This window comes from Halorubellus litoreus (genome assembly GCF_055378595.1).
The window spans coordinates 2,031,499-2,046,213 of record NZ_AP043836.1 but is presented as its reverse complement, the minus strand read 5'-3'; the positions used below and the strand labels follow the sequence as shown (position 1 = coordinate 2,046,213).

The following is a 14,715-nucleotide window of genomic DNA, read 5'->3' as shown; positions in this document are numbered from 1 at the left end:
GTACGCTCCCCTGGGGTGGTTCGATGAGCGACGACCTCGTGACGTTCGGCGAGACGATGCTCCGGCTCTCGCCACCGAACGACGAACGACTGGAGACCGCTCGCGAGTTCGAGGTGCGCGCCGCCGGCGCGGAATCGAACACCGCGATCGCGGCGGAACGCCTCGGCGCGGTGACGACGTGGATGTCGAAGCTCCCGAACACCGCCCTCGGGCATCGCGTCGACGGCGGCCTCCGACAGTACGGCATCAACACGGACGTCGTGTGGACGGACGACGACGACGTCCGCCAGGGCACGTACTACCTGGAGTCCGCGGGCCGCCCGCGCGGGTCGAACGTCGTGTACGACCGCGAGGACGCCGCGGTGACGACGGCGACGCCCGAGGAACTGGACGTGGACCGCATCCGGAACGCGCAGGCGTTCTACACGACCGGTATCACGCCCGCGCTCAGCCCGCAGTTGCGGGAGACCGCGGCGACCTTGCTGGACGCCGCCCAGCAGGCGGGGACGATGACGGCGTTCGACGTGAACTACCGCTCGAAGCTCTGGTCGCCCGAGGAGGCCAGGAAGACGGTGACGCAGTTCTTCCAGGTCGTGGACGTCCTCATCATCGCGCTGAAGGACGCGAAGGCCATCCTGAACTACGAGGGCGACGCGACCCAGCTCGCGCATCACCTCGCGAGCGAGTTCGACTTCAAGACGGTCGTCGTGACCCGGGGCGACCAGGGCGCGCTCGCGTGGAACGACAACGTCATCCACGAGCAACCGGCGTTCGAGACGGATACCGTGGACGCCGTCGGGACCGGTGACGCGTTCGCTGGCGCGTTCCTCGCACAGCGCCTGTCTGGCGCCGACATCCAGAAGGCGCTGAAGTACGCGGCCGCGACCGCCGCCCTCAAGCGGACGATACCGGGCGACGTCGCGACCGTCACGAAACCCGAGGTCGACGCGGTCGTGAACGAAGGGAACGCCGACATCTCCCGGTAGTCGCCTTCCTCCAGGGATGTCGCAGGGTCGGCCTGTCGAAGGGCGGGCCCGGGGCTGAGTCGGTCGGTCGAAGGGTCGACCCGACGCGGGTTCGGCTGGTCGCGGGTCGACTGGGGTCTGGAGTCGGTGGGCTAGCGAGCAAGTTGCCTGTGGTCGTGTTCGAGAGCGCGTGAACCGATAGCGAGTTTGTTACTGTTTCACGCCCGTATCCCGTGATTTCCAATTCACTTAGGACGTATGGATATTGCGGGTACCCGGAATATCCACGAACTGCGTATGAAAGCAAAGTCGACGCTACTGGCCGCGCTCGTCGTCGTCGCTACGATAGCGACGCCCGCGGCCGCGGCGCTGACGACGAGCAGCACAGACGCGACGAACACGGCGGACGCGAAGGCCTACGCCGGGACGCACGTCTCCTACGACGTCCAGGGCGACGCGGTCGTGAACTACACCGTCGACGGCGAGACGATGGTCGACTCGGTGGCGGTCGAATCCGAGTCCGACTACGAGGAGCGGACCGACGCGAGCGGGAGCGTCGGCCTCGGGACCGTCGTCGAACTCGACGGCCTCGGCCTCGAGATGGGTGCGTCCTCGAAGACGGAAGCGACCGTTCGGACCGAGGGCGCAGCCGAAATCGTGACGCACGACAACGCGGACGGGACGTTCGTCGTGAAGAGCGGTGACGGCGGCCAGTACGTCCACGCGAACGTCGGCGCCGACGCCGACGCCGAAGCGACGGCCGACGATCGCGTCGTCGTCGAGACCGACGACGGGAACACGAGCACGTTCATCGTCGTCGGCGACGGGAACGTCACCGTCAACGAGGAAGGGAACGTCACCGCGAACCTCGGCTCCGACGCCCAGCTCGTCTTCCGTTCGTCCGGCGAGGAACGGAGCGAGGACGACAAGCAGGTCGAGCGCATGATCGCGAACGGTACCGCGACCGCCGAGGTGTACGTGATGGAGGAAGGCGGCGAGACCGTCGAGGACACCGTCACGTACGGCGAGGGGACGACCGTCGAGACCAGTGCCGAGGCCGAGCACACGGTCAACGTGACGGTCGAGCGCTCGAAGAGCCAGGGGAAGGTCGTCGTGACGCACGTCTCCGAGGCCGCGGTCGGCGCGACGGACTCGCTCGACGTGACCGTCGACGGCGACGCCGCGGCGAAGGCCGAGAGCTACAGCGCGCTCCGTGCGGCCGCGAACGGCGGTGACGAGGCGAAGTACCGCGTCGTCCAGGACGCGAGCGCGCAGGCCGAGGGCCAGGCGACGGTCCTCGTCGCGTTCGACCACTTCTCGGAGCGCTCCGCGTCCATCTCGGGGTCGGAGACGACGAACGACGACGGCAGCGATAGCGACGACGGGAGCGACGGCGACGACGGCACCGATGACGGCGACGCCGGGAGCGGGATGCCCGGGTTCGGCGTGACGGCCGCGCTCGGCGCGCTCGTCGCGGCGAGCTTCGTCGCACTCCGCGTCCGCGAGTAACCACCACGTCTCGATAGCGAGTCGACGCCGCGTCGTTCGCAGTCACCCGCGCGATTTCTCGAGGACGTTCGGTACACGGCAGGCGATTCTCCACGTTCGGCACACGGCAGGCGAACGCCTATCACGCTCGCTGCCCGAGTGCCCGCCATGACACACGTCGCTATCGTGGGCGCGTACGGGAGTGCGGGCGCCGCCGTCGCCGGCGCGCTCGCGGACGAACCAGGGGTGGAGTTGACGCTCGTCGACGACGGCGAACCCGGCGGTGGGCTCTGCATCCTCCGCGGCTGCATGCCGTCGAAGGAGGTCATCTCCGCGGGCGCACACCGGTTCCAGGCGCGCCACGACCACCGACTCGAGGGCGACCTCCCCGACGTGGACCTGGACGCGGTCGTCGACACGAAGGACGACCACGTCCTCGGGTTCGCCGAACACCGCCGCGGCGCGATCCACGACCTCGCCGAGCGCGACGACGTGACGTTCCACCACGAGACCGCGCGGTTCGTCGACGACCGCGTCCTCGAAGTCGCCGACGAACGGATCGAACCTGACTACGTCGTCGTCGCCACGGGCTCCGCGCTGAACGTCCCCGACCTTCCCGGCATGGACGACGTCGACTACATGGGGAGCAGGGACGTCCTCGACGCGCGCTCGCTCCCGGATTCGGGGATCGTCATGGGGTTCGGGTACGTCGGCCTCGAGATGGTGCCGTATATCGTCGAAGCCGGCGGCACCGACCTCACGGTCATCGAGCACGACGCGCGCCCGCTCGACGAGGCCGACCCGGCGTTCGGCGACGACCTCCTCGAGGTCTACGAGGACGAGTGGGACGTCGATATCCGCCAGCACACGTACGAGGACCGCGTCGAACCGACCGAGGACGGCGGCGTCCGCCTCCACGTCTCCGACGAGAACGGCGACCCGGACGTCGTCGAGGCCGAGGAGCTGTTCCTGTTCACGGGCCGCCGCCCGAACGTCGACGGCCTCGGCCTCGAACACACGCGTCTCGACCCCGGCCGCGACTGGGTGCGGGACACGATGCAGGCCACCGACGACGACCGCGTGTTCGTCGTCGGCGACGTCAACGGGAAGGAACCCATCCTCCACGTCGCGAAAGAACAGGGATTCCAGGCGGCCGAGAACCTCCTCGCGCACGCTCGCGGCGACCACGACGCCATCGAACCGTACGAGAACGTCCACCATCACGTCGTCTTCTCCGCACTCGGCGTGTATCCCTACGCGCGAGTCGGGCACTCCGAGGCGAGCGCCGAGGAAGCCGACCGCGACGTCGTCCACGTCACGCGGGAGGCGAGCGACGACGGCGTGTTCAAGACGAAGGACGTCCCCGAGGGTCGCGCGAGCCTCGTCGTCGACGCCGACGACGGCACCGTTCTCGGCTACCAGGGCCTGCACTATCACGCCGACGTCATGGCGAAGACGATGCAGCTCGCCGTCGAGATGGGGCTGGACGTCCGCGAGATACCGGACCGCGCGTACCACCCGACGACGCCCGAGATACTCGACGGCCTCGTCCGGGACGCGAGCGACGCCGTCGGCGAATGACGGGGGCTGAACGATGACAGACTGAAACAGCCCTAAAGGTGCGTCTGGCACCGTGCTAACTCGGTTCTCTACGTCTTTATCTCCTCACACGGCGTACGTGGTGGTGATTACAAATGCGAAACTTCGACGAAATGAGCCGGATGTTCGAGGAGATGGACCGAATGTTCGACGGCATGTGGATGGACCGCACGTTCGGCGACCGCACACCCATGCTCGAAGGGCGTTCGACCCCCACCCTCGAGGGTCGCACGACCGACGGCATCGAGCACATGACGAACCTCCACGAGGAGGACGACATGTACGTGTTCGTCATGGACCTCCCCGGGTTCGAGAAGGACGAAATCGACCTCGTCTACCACGACGGCCACCTCAAGATCTCCGCGGTGACCGAGATCAGCGAGGAGTCCGAGACGTCGTACGTCCGGCACTCGCGCAGCACGAACGAGACGGTCGCCATCCCTGGCGAGATCGACGTCGACGGCATCGAGGCATCCTACCACAACGGCGTCCTCGAGGTCACCCTCCCCATGCTCGAGGGCGAACGCGACCTCGGTCACGACATCGACATCCGCTATACGACGTTCACCTCGGCGTCGAGTTGGGACGCTTCGGTACGGTCGCTTCGGACCCCGGGTCGACTCAGGGCCCGCCGAGTCTCGGGGGCGAGACACAGACCCGACGTATTCTATTTCGAGCATCAAATCTTCGACCCGCCTACGGTTTTAATATACGCAATCAATTGGTAAGGAAATATTAGATACCTTTAGGCATCTCGCAGATTACCGTTGATGATATGGGTCGGAAATTCGGCGCCTGTCTCGGCACGATCGGACTGCTCACCACCAGCATCGCCTCGTGGTTCCTGATGAAAGGACCGTTCCTCGGGACCGGCCTCCCGGAGACCGAGTACCTGCTCGGCGCGATCGCACTCCTGCTCGTCGGACTCGTGCTGCTCCGGAGCGGACTCAGTTCGCTCATCCACCACCGCGGGAGCACCGACCGCGTCATCATCAGCAACAAGAAGACCTGACCGGTAACGGCCAGACACAGGAACCGCCCCGACACCCGGCCCCGTCGACCCACCACCCCCACCCGAACCCTCACGCGGACCGGACCCATCCGGGTCCACACCCACACCACTCGGAAACCCACACCTTCCCCCGAATCGTCGTGGACCACCCACGACGACCCCCCATCCTCGACGACGACACCACCCGTTCCTAGGACTCGCTCCACCGTGCATCGGCGAGCGTCCGCTGCACGACCTCGTGCCCGACCGCCTCCGCGAGCGTCTCGAACCCCGCGCGCTCCGACCGGTCGTCCGCGTTCGCCACCAGCCGCGACACGATGAACTCCGGCGTCGACCGCCCGACCTGCCCGAACCGCGGCTGATAATCCACCTCCAGCTCCAACTCCGGCGTCAACCCCTCAGCGAAGATACCGTCCACGCGCGCCGTCCCCGGGAGCGGCTCCAGGTCGTCCGCGAGATGCGTCACGAACGTCCCCAGCGCCGCCTTCTCCACCGTCAACGTCACCAGCCCATGCAGGAGGTCCGCGGCACTCCCCGGTTCCGTGATCGCCTCGAACTCGTCGACGAGCATCAACGTCCGGCCCTCCGCGGTCAACGGCGGGACGACGTTCCGGAGCGTCGACTCGAGGACGCCCGCGTTGAAACTCGCGTGCCGCCGATGGAACACCACCGAGTCGAACTGGCCGACGGCAGCACGGTCCGCGGGCACCGGCAGCCCCATGTGCGCGAGCAGGACGACCTGGCAGAGCGTCTCCAGGAGCGTCGTCTTCCCACCGGAGTTCGCGCCAGTGAGCACGCTCACGCGCTCGCGCCCCGGTGGCGCCGCGAGGGCGTGCTCGCCGAGCGCGTACCGGATCGGCTGCACCGACTCCCCGTCGTTCGCAGCGAGCGTCAGATTCCGTGCCCCCTCGACCGCGACCGCGTCCTCGACGAACTCGGGAGCGGTCAGGTCGAACGCCGCCGCGAACCGCGCGAGCGACAGCTCGAACGCGACGTCGTCGACCGCCGCGACCGCCCGGTCGACGTCCTCGCGCGCGTCCGCGACCGCACCCTGGAGTTCCACGCGAACCTCGCGCTCGCGCTCCTCGACCGCCTCCCGCCGGTTCGCCGAGAGCACTCGCAGCGCCTCGTTCACGAAGTCCGTCGCATCCCGCGCCTCCTCGGGTGCCGCGTCGCGGACCGTCGTCGCCTCCACGCCCGTCTCCGCACAGACGTGGTCGACGAACGCGTCCTGGAACCCGCCAGCAGTTCGGGCGCCGTCCCCGCGGATGGCCTCGACGACCGACCCCGCGTTCGCCTCGAGCGTCTCGACGGCCGCGACCTGCTCGCGGAGGTCGTCCAGGCGGTCGTCCGCACCGGTCGCGACGTGTCCCTCGCGGAGCGCGCCCAGCGCACGCGACGCGTCCACGAGCGCGTCGCGGTTCAACCCCGAGAGTGGCGCGAACACGCCGTCGTCGTCGACGACGTCCGCGTCGAGGAGCGCGATCGCCGCCTCGACGCTCGCCTTCTCCCCGCCATCGGCGTCGTCGTACGCGTCGAACGCCGCCACCACCGCCTCCCGTTCGTCGTCCGACAGCGCCTCCCAGGACGCACGTGCCGCCTCCACGTCCGCGAGTCGGTCCCGCATCGCGTCCCGGTCGGAAAGCGGTGTCAGGACGTGGATGGCGTCCGCCGCCCGCGCCGTCAACGCGAACGACCCGGCGACCGACAGCAGGTCCTTGTACACCTCGCGTGCGTCACTCGTCGCGAGCACGTCCATCCCCGACCCACCCGTCGCTCGGCGGAGGATACGCGTCGCTCGTCCACGCGGCACGCCCGCGTCGACGAGCGCCCTGACGTCCCCGGCTTCGATGGCGTCGATCGCCGCGTCCACGCCCAGTTCCTCGACGAGCAACGCCCGCGTCTTCGGGCCGACCCCCCAGTACTCCTCCAGTCGCATACCACAAGCCTGCGAGCGCGACGTAATCAAAACCCCGCAACCGTCTCACGTCACCGCGACGACCGGGGGACCCGGGACCGAGCCCCGGGGGATTGATTTCGCGAGCGCACCAACCGCTACGCATGACCGAGGACGCGCTGCGGGCTGGCATCGACGAGGACGCGAGTTCGTTCCGGTACTATCGCAACGCCGTCTCCCGGCACTGGGACCCGGTGGACGTCGACCTCGACGTGGACGTCGACCGCGTCGCGGACCTGGACGCGGCGGCGTTCGATTCGCTCCGCCGGACGCTCGCGCTGTTCGGCGCGGGCGAGGAGGCGGTCACGGAGGACCTGTCGCCGCTCGCGGTCGTCCTCGAGGACGTCAACGACCAGTTGTTCCTGACGACACAGCTCTACGAGGAGGCCAAGCACGCGGAGTTCTTCCATCGGTACTGGACGCGCGTCATTCACGAAGCCGAAGACCGCCGCGGCCTGGAGCGCTCGAACCCCCACGATCCGGCGTGGTTCAACGACGCGTACGACGAGCTCTTCGAACGCAACGAGGCGGCGATGACTCGACTGCTCGACGACGATACGCCCGAGAACCGCGCCCGAGCGTACTGTCACTACCACCTGACGGTCGAGGGCATCCTCGCGCAGACGGGGTACTACGGCGTGCAGACGTCGTTCAGTGGCGACGTCGAGGGACTCCCGGAGCTCCCGGGGCTCGTCGAGGGGTTCTCGAAGATACGGAGCGACGAGGGACGCCACGTCGGGTTCGGGATGCGGAAGCTGAAGGACCTGGTCGGTGCGGGCGACGTGTCGCCGTCGCTCCTGCACGAGTTGACCGGCGAGCTCGCGATGCTCGTCCAGGACGCGGTGTCGGCGGCGTCGGACGACGACGCGGTCGCCGTGGGCGCCGAGGACCTCGCGTCGTACGCCGCGCGGAAGCACGCCGAGCGCATGGAGCAGATCGTGGACGCGGCGAAGGACGTGCCGGACGTGGAGACGTTGACCGAACTCGACGGGTGACCGGCGGTCGTCCGGACGACTGACGGGCCCCCTCGTGGCCGACGGCCGTCCTGACGGGACAGCTGGAGCTCTTGGACCGGGTCAGCCGTTCACGGTGCTGCGTCGGCCGCTCACTCGCCGTACGTGGTGTCGAGGTACTCGAGGATGTTCGCGGATTCGTTCATCGTGACGCCGTGGGCGTCGTCGACGAGGACGGGCACGGCGCGCTGGCCGGAGACGCGCTTGACATCGTTGCGCGCGGAGTGCATGGCGTCGACCCAGACGGACTCGTAGTCGAGGTCGAGTTCGTCCATGCGGTCCGCGACCTTCTCGCACCACGGGCAGCCGTCGAGCTGGTAGAGTGTTCGCGTCACGCGCCCTCGTAGGTCCCGGTCGTAGAAGGGTCTGGGGGTCCAGTCGGCGTCGCGCGTGAGTGCCATGCCGGCGTCGCACGTGAGTGCCGTGTCGGCGTCGGTGTGGGGCGAGCAGCCGGGCCGTGGGGCGTGACGCGACGGCGGCCCGGGCTCCCGCCTCGACCGTCGCGTCGCACGCGTCAGGTGACGGTGGCGTTGGCCGCGGCTTCGTACTTGAACGCTCGGGTGGTTGGATGGAGCGTCGACGACGACGTTTTGCCGCTGAGAGCGGTACGTATGGGTGATGATGGCGACGACGCACGCGTTCGTCGGGCTGGCGTTGGCGAGCGCGTACGCCGCGGCGGGTGGGGAGTACGCGACGGCCGCCGCAGCGGGTGCGCTCGCAGGGGGTGTGTTCCCGGACGTCGACCTCCTCGCTGAGCACCGGAAGACCCTGCACTTCCCCGAGTACTACGCGGTGCTCGGGGTCCTGGCGGTCGTGGTCGCCGCTGTCGCGACCGTGCCCGTGACCGTGGGCGTGGCGGGGTTCCTTGTGTCCGCGGCGGTGCACTCGGCGAGCGACGTCTTCGGTGGGGGGACGGAGGCGCGGCCGTGGCTCGCGCAGGACGACCGTGGCGTGTTCCTGCACACGCAGGGGCGGTGGGCTCGACCGCGGCGCTGGGTGCGGTACGACGGGGCGCCGGAGGACCTCGCGGTCGCCGTCGCGTTCGCGGTCCCGGGGTGGGTCGCGTTCGACGGCTGGATTCGAGAGGCCGTGGTCGCGGGTGTCGTGGTGTCGGTGGGGTACGTGCTCGTGCGTAAACGACTGCCAGCGCTCGAGGAACGGTACCTCCAGTAGGGCCGATGTCCGTGGGTTGCTTTCGCACGCAGGGTGTATCTCCAACGAACCGGACCTCAGAAATTAAAACGCGCCAACAGATGAGTGAAATTTATGGTGTTGGGGTGCGATGGTTTCTCCAATGGCACAGCGAGAGGACCGAGCCGAGGAGTTCGTCGAGGTGCGGATTCCCGCGGCACTCGCCGACCGCATCGACAACGTCTACGCGGAGTGTCGAGGGTACGACTCCTCGTCGATGCAGGAGAGCCTGAGCGTGCTCTGCGACATCGCGGCCGGTCGTCTCGACGTCCCGGGAGAGACCGCGCTCGACCGCGTCGACCGTACCAGCGTGCCCGAGGACGACGCTGCGGCGGACCCGACGACGGAACTGGCGTCCCCGACGGGCGTCGTCGCCGAGTTGAGCGACGAACGCCGCGCGAACATCGACGCGGCGTTCCCGACGCGCTGGAGTGCGGATTCGACGGTCGCGGCGCGCCTGACGGCTGTCGTCGACCGGTACGTGCAGAACCCGGAGGGGATGCCGGACGCGGACGCTCGCGAAGCCGATGCGCTACACGTCGTCGGGGAACGCGAAGGACTGTCGCCCGACGAACTCCGCGAGCAACTCGTCACGGCCCTCTACGGGAACACCGGACTTCCGGACGACCTCGCCGGCGAGTTCTTCAGTGAGGCGCTCGCGACCGTCGAGGAGGCGGCGTCAGCGGCCACCGAGACCGACGACGACGCGTCGTCGACCGTCGACGCGGACCTCGACGGCCCGGATTCCCCGATATTCGACGACGACGGGCCACCCGCGCTCACGGACGGGCCGCCGGCGAAGCCCGCGCAGCCGGCGAGCGACCTCGACCCGGAGGCGGCGTTCGACTCGCCGACGGACGAGGTCACGGTGGATTCGCTGCTCGCCGACGAGGCGGCGCCGACGGCGCGCTGCGAGCGCTGCGAGGCGTACCACGAGGTCGACGACCTGGAGACCGTCATCGGGTCGGCGTCGTCGACCATCGAGTTACTATGCGGGTCGTGCGCGGCCGCCGTAGAGGAGAAGGATTAACGGGGCGGCGGGCGGACGGTATCCGCATGGCTATCGTCGAAGTCGTCGTTCGCGCGATCCATCTGGTCGTCGCGGCGATGTGGGTGGGGTCGGTGTCGTTCTTCGCGTTCGGCGTGCTCCCGCTGGCTCGAGAGGGGTCGTTGAACGCTGCGCCACTGGAACGGTTCACGCAGCGACTGCAGGTCGGGTCGCGGCTCGCGTCGGTCCTCTTGCTCCTCTCGGGCGGATACATGATCTCGCTGGCTGGGTACGAGACGTCGTCGTTGGTGTCGTCGACGAGCGGGCATCTCGTCCTCGCGATGGTGGTGCTCTGGCTGGCGTTGACGGGACTCGTCGAGGTCGGTGCGTCGAGGGTGCTCGAGGGTGCGGAGGACCTGAAGGTGCGGACGCCCGCGAAGCGCGCGACAGCGATACTGCGTGCGGCGACGTTCGTGGGCGTCCTGCTGTTGGTCGACGCGGTCCTCATCCGGTTCGCGCCGGCGTTGTTCTGAGGGCGCGAGTTCGACGGCTGATTCTTGGGCCCGGTCTTCTTCAGTCGTGATGCCGTAGGTCGGGGTATGACTGGTGACGACCGCGACCCGTTCGCGGAGCCCTACGACGGCCCGGTACCGGATGGCGTCGACGAGGCGGCGGTCGACCGGATGCGTCTCGTCGCGAAGGTGATGGACGACGCGGTGCGGCTCCCGGGGACGGACTTCCGCGTGGGCGCGGACCCGGTGCTCGGTGTCCTCCCGGGCGTCGGTGACGTCGTCGCGGCGGGCGTGTCGATGTACATCGTGCTGGAGTCCGCGCGCCTCGGGGTGTCGTACGGGACGCTCGTTGAGATGCTCGCGAACGTCGCGATAGACGTCGCGGGTGGTGCGATTCCGTACGTCGGCACGGTCGTGGACGTGATGTTCAAGTCGAACCAGCGGAACCTCGCGCTCGCGCTCGACGACCTCGCCGAGGGCGCGTCGGACACGGTGTTCGCGAGCGTCGAGGACGCGGCGACGGACGCGCTCGAAGGCGCGGCGGACGCGACCGAGGAGGTCGTGGACGCCGCAGCGGACGCCGCGAGCGGGGACGAGACGGTCGGTGCGGGGACGACGGCGGAGCGGGACGGGCCGGTGGAGATACCGATCGAGGTCGAGGACGAGGACGTGGAGTGAGTACCTGAGCGCGCCGGTCAGCGCGCGGTCGCGCGCCGGAGGCGGTCGGCGACGTGCTCGGGTCGGTCGACGTACGCGAGCGTCTGCCGGTAGAACCCGTACGGTCGCTGGTCGACGTCGAGGTCGCTCCGGTCGAGGGTGACCGCGGCCGCGTCCGTGCCGGGTGGCGCCAGCCAGTGCCCGCGTTCGACGGAGACGTCGTGGATCGCGTCGAGGGGTGCGCGCCACTGGACGGCGTCGAGGCGCGTGTCGTACGCGACGAGTTCGTCCTCGTACAGTCGGTACTCCGTCGTCGCGAACGCGAGGTCGAAGTGCGCGACGCCCGCGAGCCCGAACCCGACCGCGGTCACGGCGAGCGCGGTGGCGACGCCGACGACGAACGCCGGCATCAGGTCGAGTCCGAAGGCGCCACCGACGAGGGAGACGCCGGGAGCGAAGAAGATGATCGAGATGACTCGATACTTGATGTTGCCGAAGCCCAATTCGATCCGGGGGAGGATGCCGTCGAGGAGTCCGGCAATCCTGACCGCACGCCGATCAGGACGGAACACCTCACTGGGGCGTCCCGCGGGGGCCGCGAGTTCGAACGAATCAGCGGGCGTGGGCGACGCGTCCCGGCGCCGTTCGTACGCGACCCGTCCCAGTACGACGAGGACTGCGATCGTCGCGAATAACGTGGAGGCGTCGAAGGGCGCGTCGGCATGAAAGGTATCGACGACGACGACCGGGAACGGTATGAGTAACGAACCCATCCAGGAACGGGACGGGCGGGTCCGAGCGGCCGGTGGACGCGGCGAGTGGACGAACCGACGGAACGCCGTTCCGTGTTTCACGACGACCGCCAGTCCCCCGGCGGCGAGGACTGCACTCGTCGGCCACGACAGCACCGAGAACGGCGGGTCGAGGGCTCTCGTCGCGAGAACGACGACGGCGACGGAGGCAAACGCCAGGGCGACGGCGCACACCAACGTTATCTTGAAGTTGTGGACGGCAACCCTCGGTAGCCAGCCGACCGGCTTCAGCGTGCCGAGCTTCGCTGTCAGGAACCTGAACGACCCGGGGTCACCGTTCCGTCGGAGCGCAGGCGGCTCCAGCGGCGAATACGTCTCCCGTGGCGCGGCAAACACCGTCTCGACGCTCTGTCGAAGCAGCCCCACGAACAGGTCGGCCCAGTAGAGCAACAGCACGACGTACAGCGAGAACGGATGCACCGCGACCGCCGCGAGCGCGACCGCATCGACGGCGAACGCGGGGACGCGGCCGAAGCGACCAGAGGACATATTTATCAGTTTGGTCATGGGGTAAAAATCCTGTCGAGGACCGTCCGTCAGGTCAGCAGGGGTCGATCTCCGAGATGACGTCTCCGTTGCAGAGGTCGTCCTTCACGTCACGGTAACCGAAGTACTGCGAAATGAACTGGGTGAGGGCCTCCGCCACAACCGCGCACACGACCGCTGCCGGAAGTGCCGCGATGAAGTAGACGCAGGCCGCCGACGTCACCTCGGAGACGATGATATCACGGAGTACGACGGCGAAGAACACGCAGAACGCACACCCCGCGCCGGTATCGAGCGCCTCAAAGAAACCGTTGCTCGCCAGACTGACCAGGGTCACAGCGGGAGCCATGGCGATCCGCCATATCAGCTTCGGGGCCCACTGTTCTTTCCACGGAAGATCATCCGCGAGGCCCGCAATCAGGTATGGCGACGATATGACGATGTTCTGTGCGGTTACGGCGACCTGGTCCATATGCCCCTTGAACACGCCCCATAGCCGCTTCGCCGCATCGTAGGCGTCTGCGCCGATATCCGTCAGGAGGTCCTTCACGTCATTCAGGAACGAGAGGAAACCCTGCGTTCGAACGTCTTCGGGGGTCAAGCGAGCCTCTAGGTCGCCGAGATCAGATGGCTTCACTTGCTTGTCGGGGTTCGCCGTCTCGGCGAACAGCTCCGCGGTGTACTCCACGTCGGGCGTAGCTGGTTCGGACTCCGAGCGACTGACCGTCATCGTTTCGCTCTCTCGACGAAGCTTGTCGACGGTCGGACCGACGGGGAGGATTACGGCGTCGATCGTCACCTGCTCGTTACGCTCGAAGTGCTTGTATAGAACGCTGGCGTGCTCGATACCGCGAGGCGTCTGTCGGACGGACAGCACGGCACTGTCGCCCTGCCCCGGGTCAGCGAGTTCGTGTTCGACCGACCGGACGGTCGTCGTGTCGCCGGACCTCACTTCCTGGCCCGCAATACCGGCGGCGTCATATCGGACGCGCCCCGACGCGATATCGACGAGCCGCTGGAACGCGTCCGTCCGCTCGACTTTCGCTGCCGCCTGGAGCGTGGTCGACTTCTCGGCCGACGGATACTCGTTCCGCGAGAGCTGGACGGACAGGTCGTCGATCACGATCCGTTCCAAGTCACCGAACGGGACGGCCGTCACCGACTCGCCCGCGGACACCGAGAGGTCGGCCACGTCATACGCCTCGTGATCGACGACCAGCCCGTTCGTCGTCTCGACACTGACCCTCGCTCCGGCATCGCCGGGCGCACGGGCAACGATTTGATTCCGGTCGTCGTCAATCTCGACGCGAACACCGTTCGGGTGCTCAACTGCAGTCACCTGCCCGGCGTACCGTCGGACGGTTCGGCCCGTGAAGCGGGCCGCGCCACTGGTTCCGTGTGGCGCCACACTTTCGTCGACGTTACGCGTCGTTTCGACCGTGTACGCTTCCCGCGACGATCGAGCGGTGGCCTTGAACTCGTGTGGCCGCGTCGACGGTAGCACGTCGCTCGAATCGATGCGCGACCCGTTCCGGCGGATCGTCGCGTCACCGTCCAATTCGAAGTACGTGAGTTCGCCCGCGTACGACACGACATGCGTTTCGCGAGCCCGCCCGGTGGCGGTGCGTGCGTTCGGCCGGTCGATCGTGTCCTTGTCGACCGAGACAGCGCCGCTCGCGGACACGTCGTACTCGACCGTCCCGTTCGGCGAAATCTCAAGCGTGTTGTGCGGGAAAGCGTCGACATCGAACGGTTCGCCGTCGACGCGAACGCGCGCTTTGCCGTCGACCGAGAACGCCGTGAACTCGCCCGTGAAGCGGAACGTCCGCGTTTCGTCGGCGATAGACTCCGAGGCGACGCCATCAGTGAGTGCTGATTCTGGGGCGTCTTCAGCCTTCAAGAGCCCTGTGACGGCAATTTCGTACCGAGCCCGTCCCGCGGCGTGGATCTGGACGGTTCGTTCGGCCGCACTCTCCGTTTGGACGTCGCCGAACTGACGGACGTCATCGGCCGCCGCGAGTTCGCTCGCAGCACC

Annotated in this window: 14 protein-coding genes; 10 read left to right on the top strand and 4 right to left on the bottom strand. The window is 68.0% G+C overall.

Features of this window, described 5'->3' with window-relative positions; translation table 11 throughout:
* Positions 1 to 23: 23 nt before the first annotated feature.
* The 5 genes from kdgK1 (at position 24) to ACZ48X_RS14340 (ending at position 5,064) form a co-directional block, all read left to right on the top strand.
* Positions 24 to 986, top strand: coding sequence for a bifunctional 2-dehydro-3-deoxygluconokinase/2-dehydro-3-deoxygalactonokinase (kdgK1, locus tag ACZ48X_RS14360; protein ID WP_336349055.1), 963 nt, complete (start codon positions 24 to 26; stop codon positions 984 to 986).
* 276 nt (positions 987 to 1,262) lie between these two features.
* Complete coding sequence (locus ACZ48X_RS14355) at positions 1,263 to 2,474, top strand: hypothetical protein (RefSeq protein WP_336349056.1); 1,212 nt, start codon at positions 1,263 to 1,265, stop codon at positions 2,472 to 2,474.
* A gap of 147 nt (positions 2,475 to 2,621) precedes the next feature.
* Positions 2,622 to 4,034, top strand: coding sequence for a dihydrolipoyl dehydrogenase family protein (locus tag ACZ48X_RS14350; protein WP_336349057.1), 1,413 nt, complete (start codon positions 2,622 to 2,624; stop codon positions 4,032 to 4,034).
* Between the two features lie 113 nt (positions 4,035 to 4,147).
* On the top strand, positions 4,148 to 4,780 hold the full coding sequence (locus ACZ48X_RS14345; protein WP_336349058.1) for an Hsp20/alpha crystallin family protein: 633 nt from the start codon (positions 4,148 to 4,150) through the stop codon (positions 4,778 to 4,780).
* Positions 4,781 to 4,827: 47 nt separating this feature from the next.
* Positions 4,828 to 5,064, top strand: coding sequence for a DUF8132 family protein (locus ACZ48X_RS14340; protein ID WP_227132555.1), 237 nt, complete (start codon positions 4,828 to 4,830; stop codon positions 5,062 to 5,064).
* A gap of 190 nt (positions 5,065 to 5,254) precedes the next feature.
* Here the strand turns inward: ACZ48X_RS14340 and ACZ48X_RS14335 are convergent, their stop codons facing one another.
* A complete protein-coding gene (locus ACZ48X_RS14335; RefSeq protein WP_336349059.1) occupies positions 5,255 to 7,003 on the bottom strand; it encodes a MutS-related protein in 1,749 nt (582 codons plus the stop codon).
* 122 nt (positions 7,004 to 7,125) lie between these two features.
* Here ACZ48X_RS14335 and ACZ48X_RS14330 point away from each other — a divergent pair, with 122 nt between their 5' ends.
* Positions 7,126 to 8,016, top strand: coding sequence for a ribonucleotide-diphosphate reductase subunit beta (locus ACZ48X_RS14330; protein ID WP_336349060.1), 891 nt, complete (start codon positions 7,126 to 7,128; stop codon positions 8,014 to 8,016).
* A 110-nt stretch (positions 8,017 to 8,126) separates the two neighbouring features.
* Here the strand turns inward: ACZ48X_RS14330 and ACZ48X_RS14325 are convergent, their stop codons facing one another.
* Positions 8,127 to 8,369 carry a glutaredoxin family protein gene (locus ACZ48X_RS14325; RefSeq protein WP_336349061.1) on the bottom strand — a complete coding sequence of 81 codons (243 nt, stop codon included), beginning with the start codon at positions 8,367 to 8,369 and terminating at the stop codon, positions 8,127 to 8,129.
* Positions 8,370 to 8,652: 283 nt separating this feature from the next.
* Here ACZ48X_RS14325 and ACZ48X_RS14320 point away from each other — a divergent pair, with 283 nt between their 5' ends.
* From ACZ48X_RS14320 to ACZ48X_RS14305, 4 genes are all read left to right on the top strand, one after another.
* Positions 8,653 to 9,207 carry a metal-dependent hydrolase gene (locus ACZ48X_RS14320; RefSeq protein ID WP_336349062.1) on the top strand — a complete coding sequence of 185 codons (555 nt, stop codon included), beginning with the start codon at positions 8,653 to 8,655 and terminating at the stop codon, positions 9,205 to 9,207.
* A gap of 121 nt (positions 9,208 to 9,328) precedes the next feature.
* On the top strand, positions 9,329 to 10,255 hold the full coding sequence (locus ACZ48X_RS14315) for a hypothetical protein (RefSeq protein WP_336349063.1): 927 nt from the start codon (positions 9,329 to 9,331) through the stop codon (positions 10,253 to 10,255).
* 26 nt (positions 10,256 to 10,281) lie between these two features.
* Positions 10,282 to 10,746: a transporter gene (locus tag ACZ48X_RS14310; protein ID WP_336349064.1), complete on the top strand. Its 465-nt coding sequence runs from the start codon at positions 10,282 to 10,284 to the stop codon at positions 10,744 to 10,746.
* Between the two features lie 66 nt (positions 10,747 to 10,812).
* Positions 10,813 to 11,403 carry a DUF4112 domain-containing protein gene (locus tag ACZ48X_RS14305; RefSeq protein ID WP_336349065.1) on the top strand — a complete coding sequence of 197 codons (591 nt, stop codon included), beginning with the start codon at positions 10,813 to 10,815 and terminating at the stop codon, positions 11,401 to 11,403.
* A 17-nt stretch (positions 11,404 to 11,420) separates the two neighbouring features.
* Here ACZ48X_RS14305 and ACZ48X_RS14300 read toward each other — a convergent pair whose 3' ends face one another.
* Positions 11,421 to 12,683 carry a hypothetical protein gene (locus tag ACZ48X_RS14300; RefSeq protein WP_336349066.1) on the bottom strand — a complete coding sequence of 421 codons (1,263 nt, stop codon included), beginning with the start codon at positions 12,681 to 12,683 and terminating at the stop codon, positions 11,421 to 11,423.
* A gap of 52 nt (positions 12,684 to 12,735) precedes the next feature.
* Positions 12,736 to 14,580, bottom strand: a complete 1,845-nt coding sequence (locus ACZ48X_RS14295) for a hypothetical protein (protein ID WP_336349067.1) — start codon at positions 14,578 to 14,580, stop codon at positions 12,736 to 12,738.
* Positions 14,581 to 14,715: the final 135 nt, after the last annotated feature.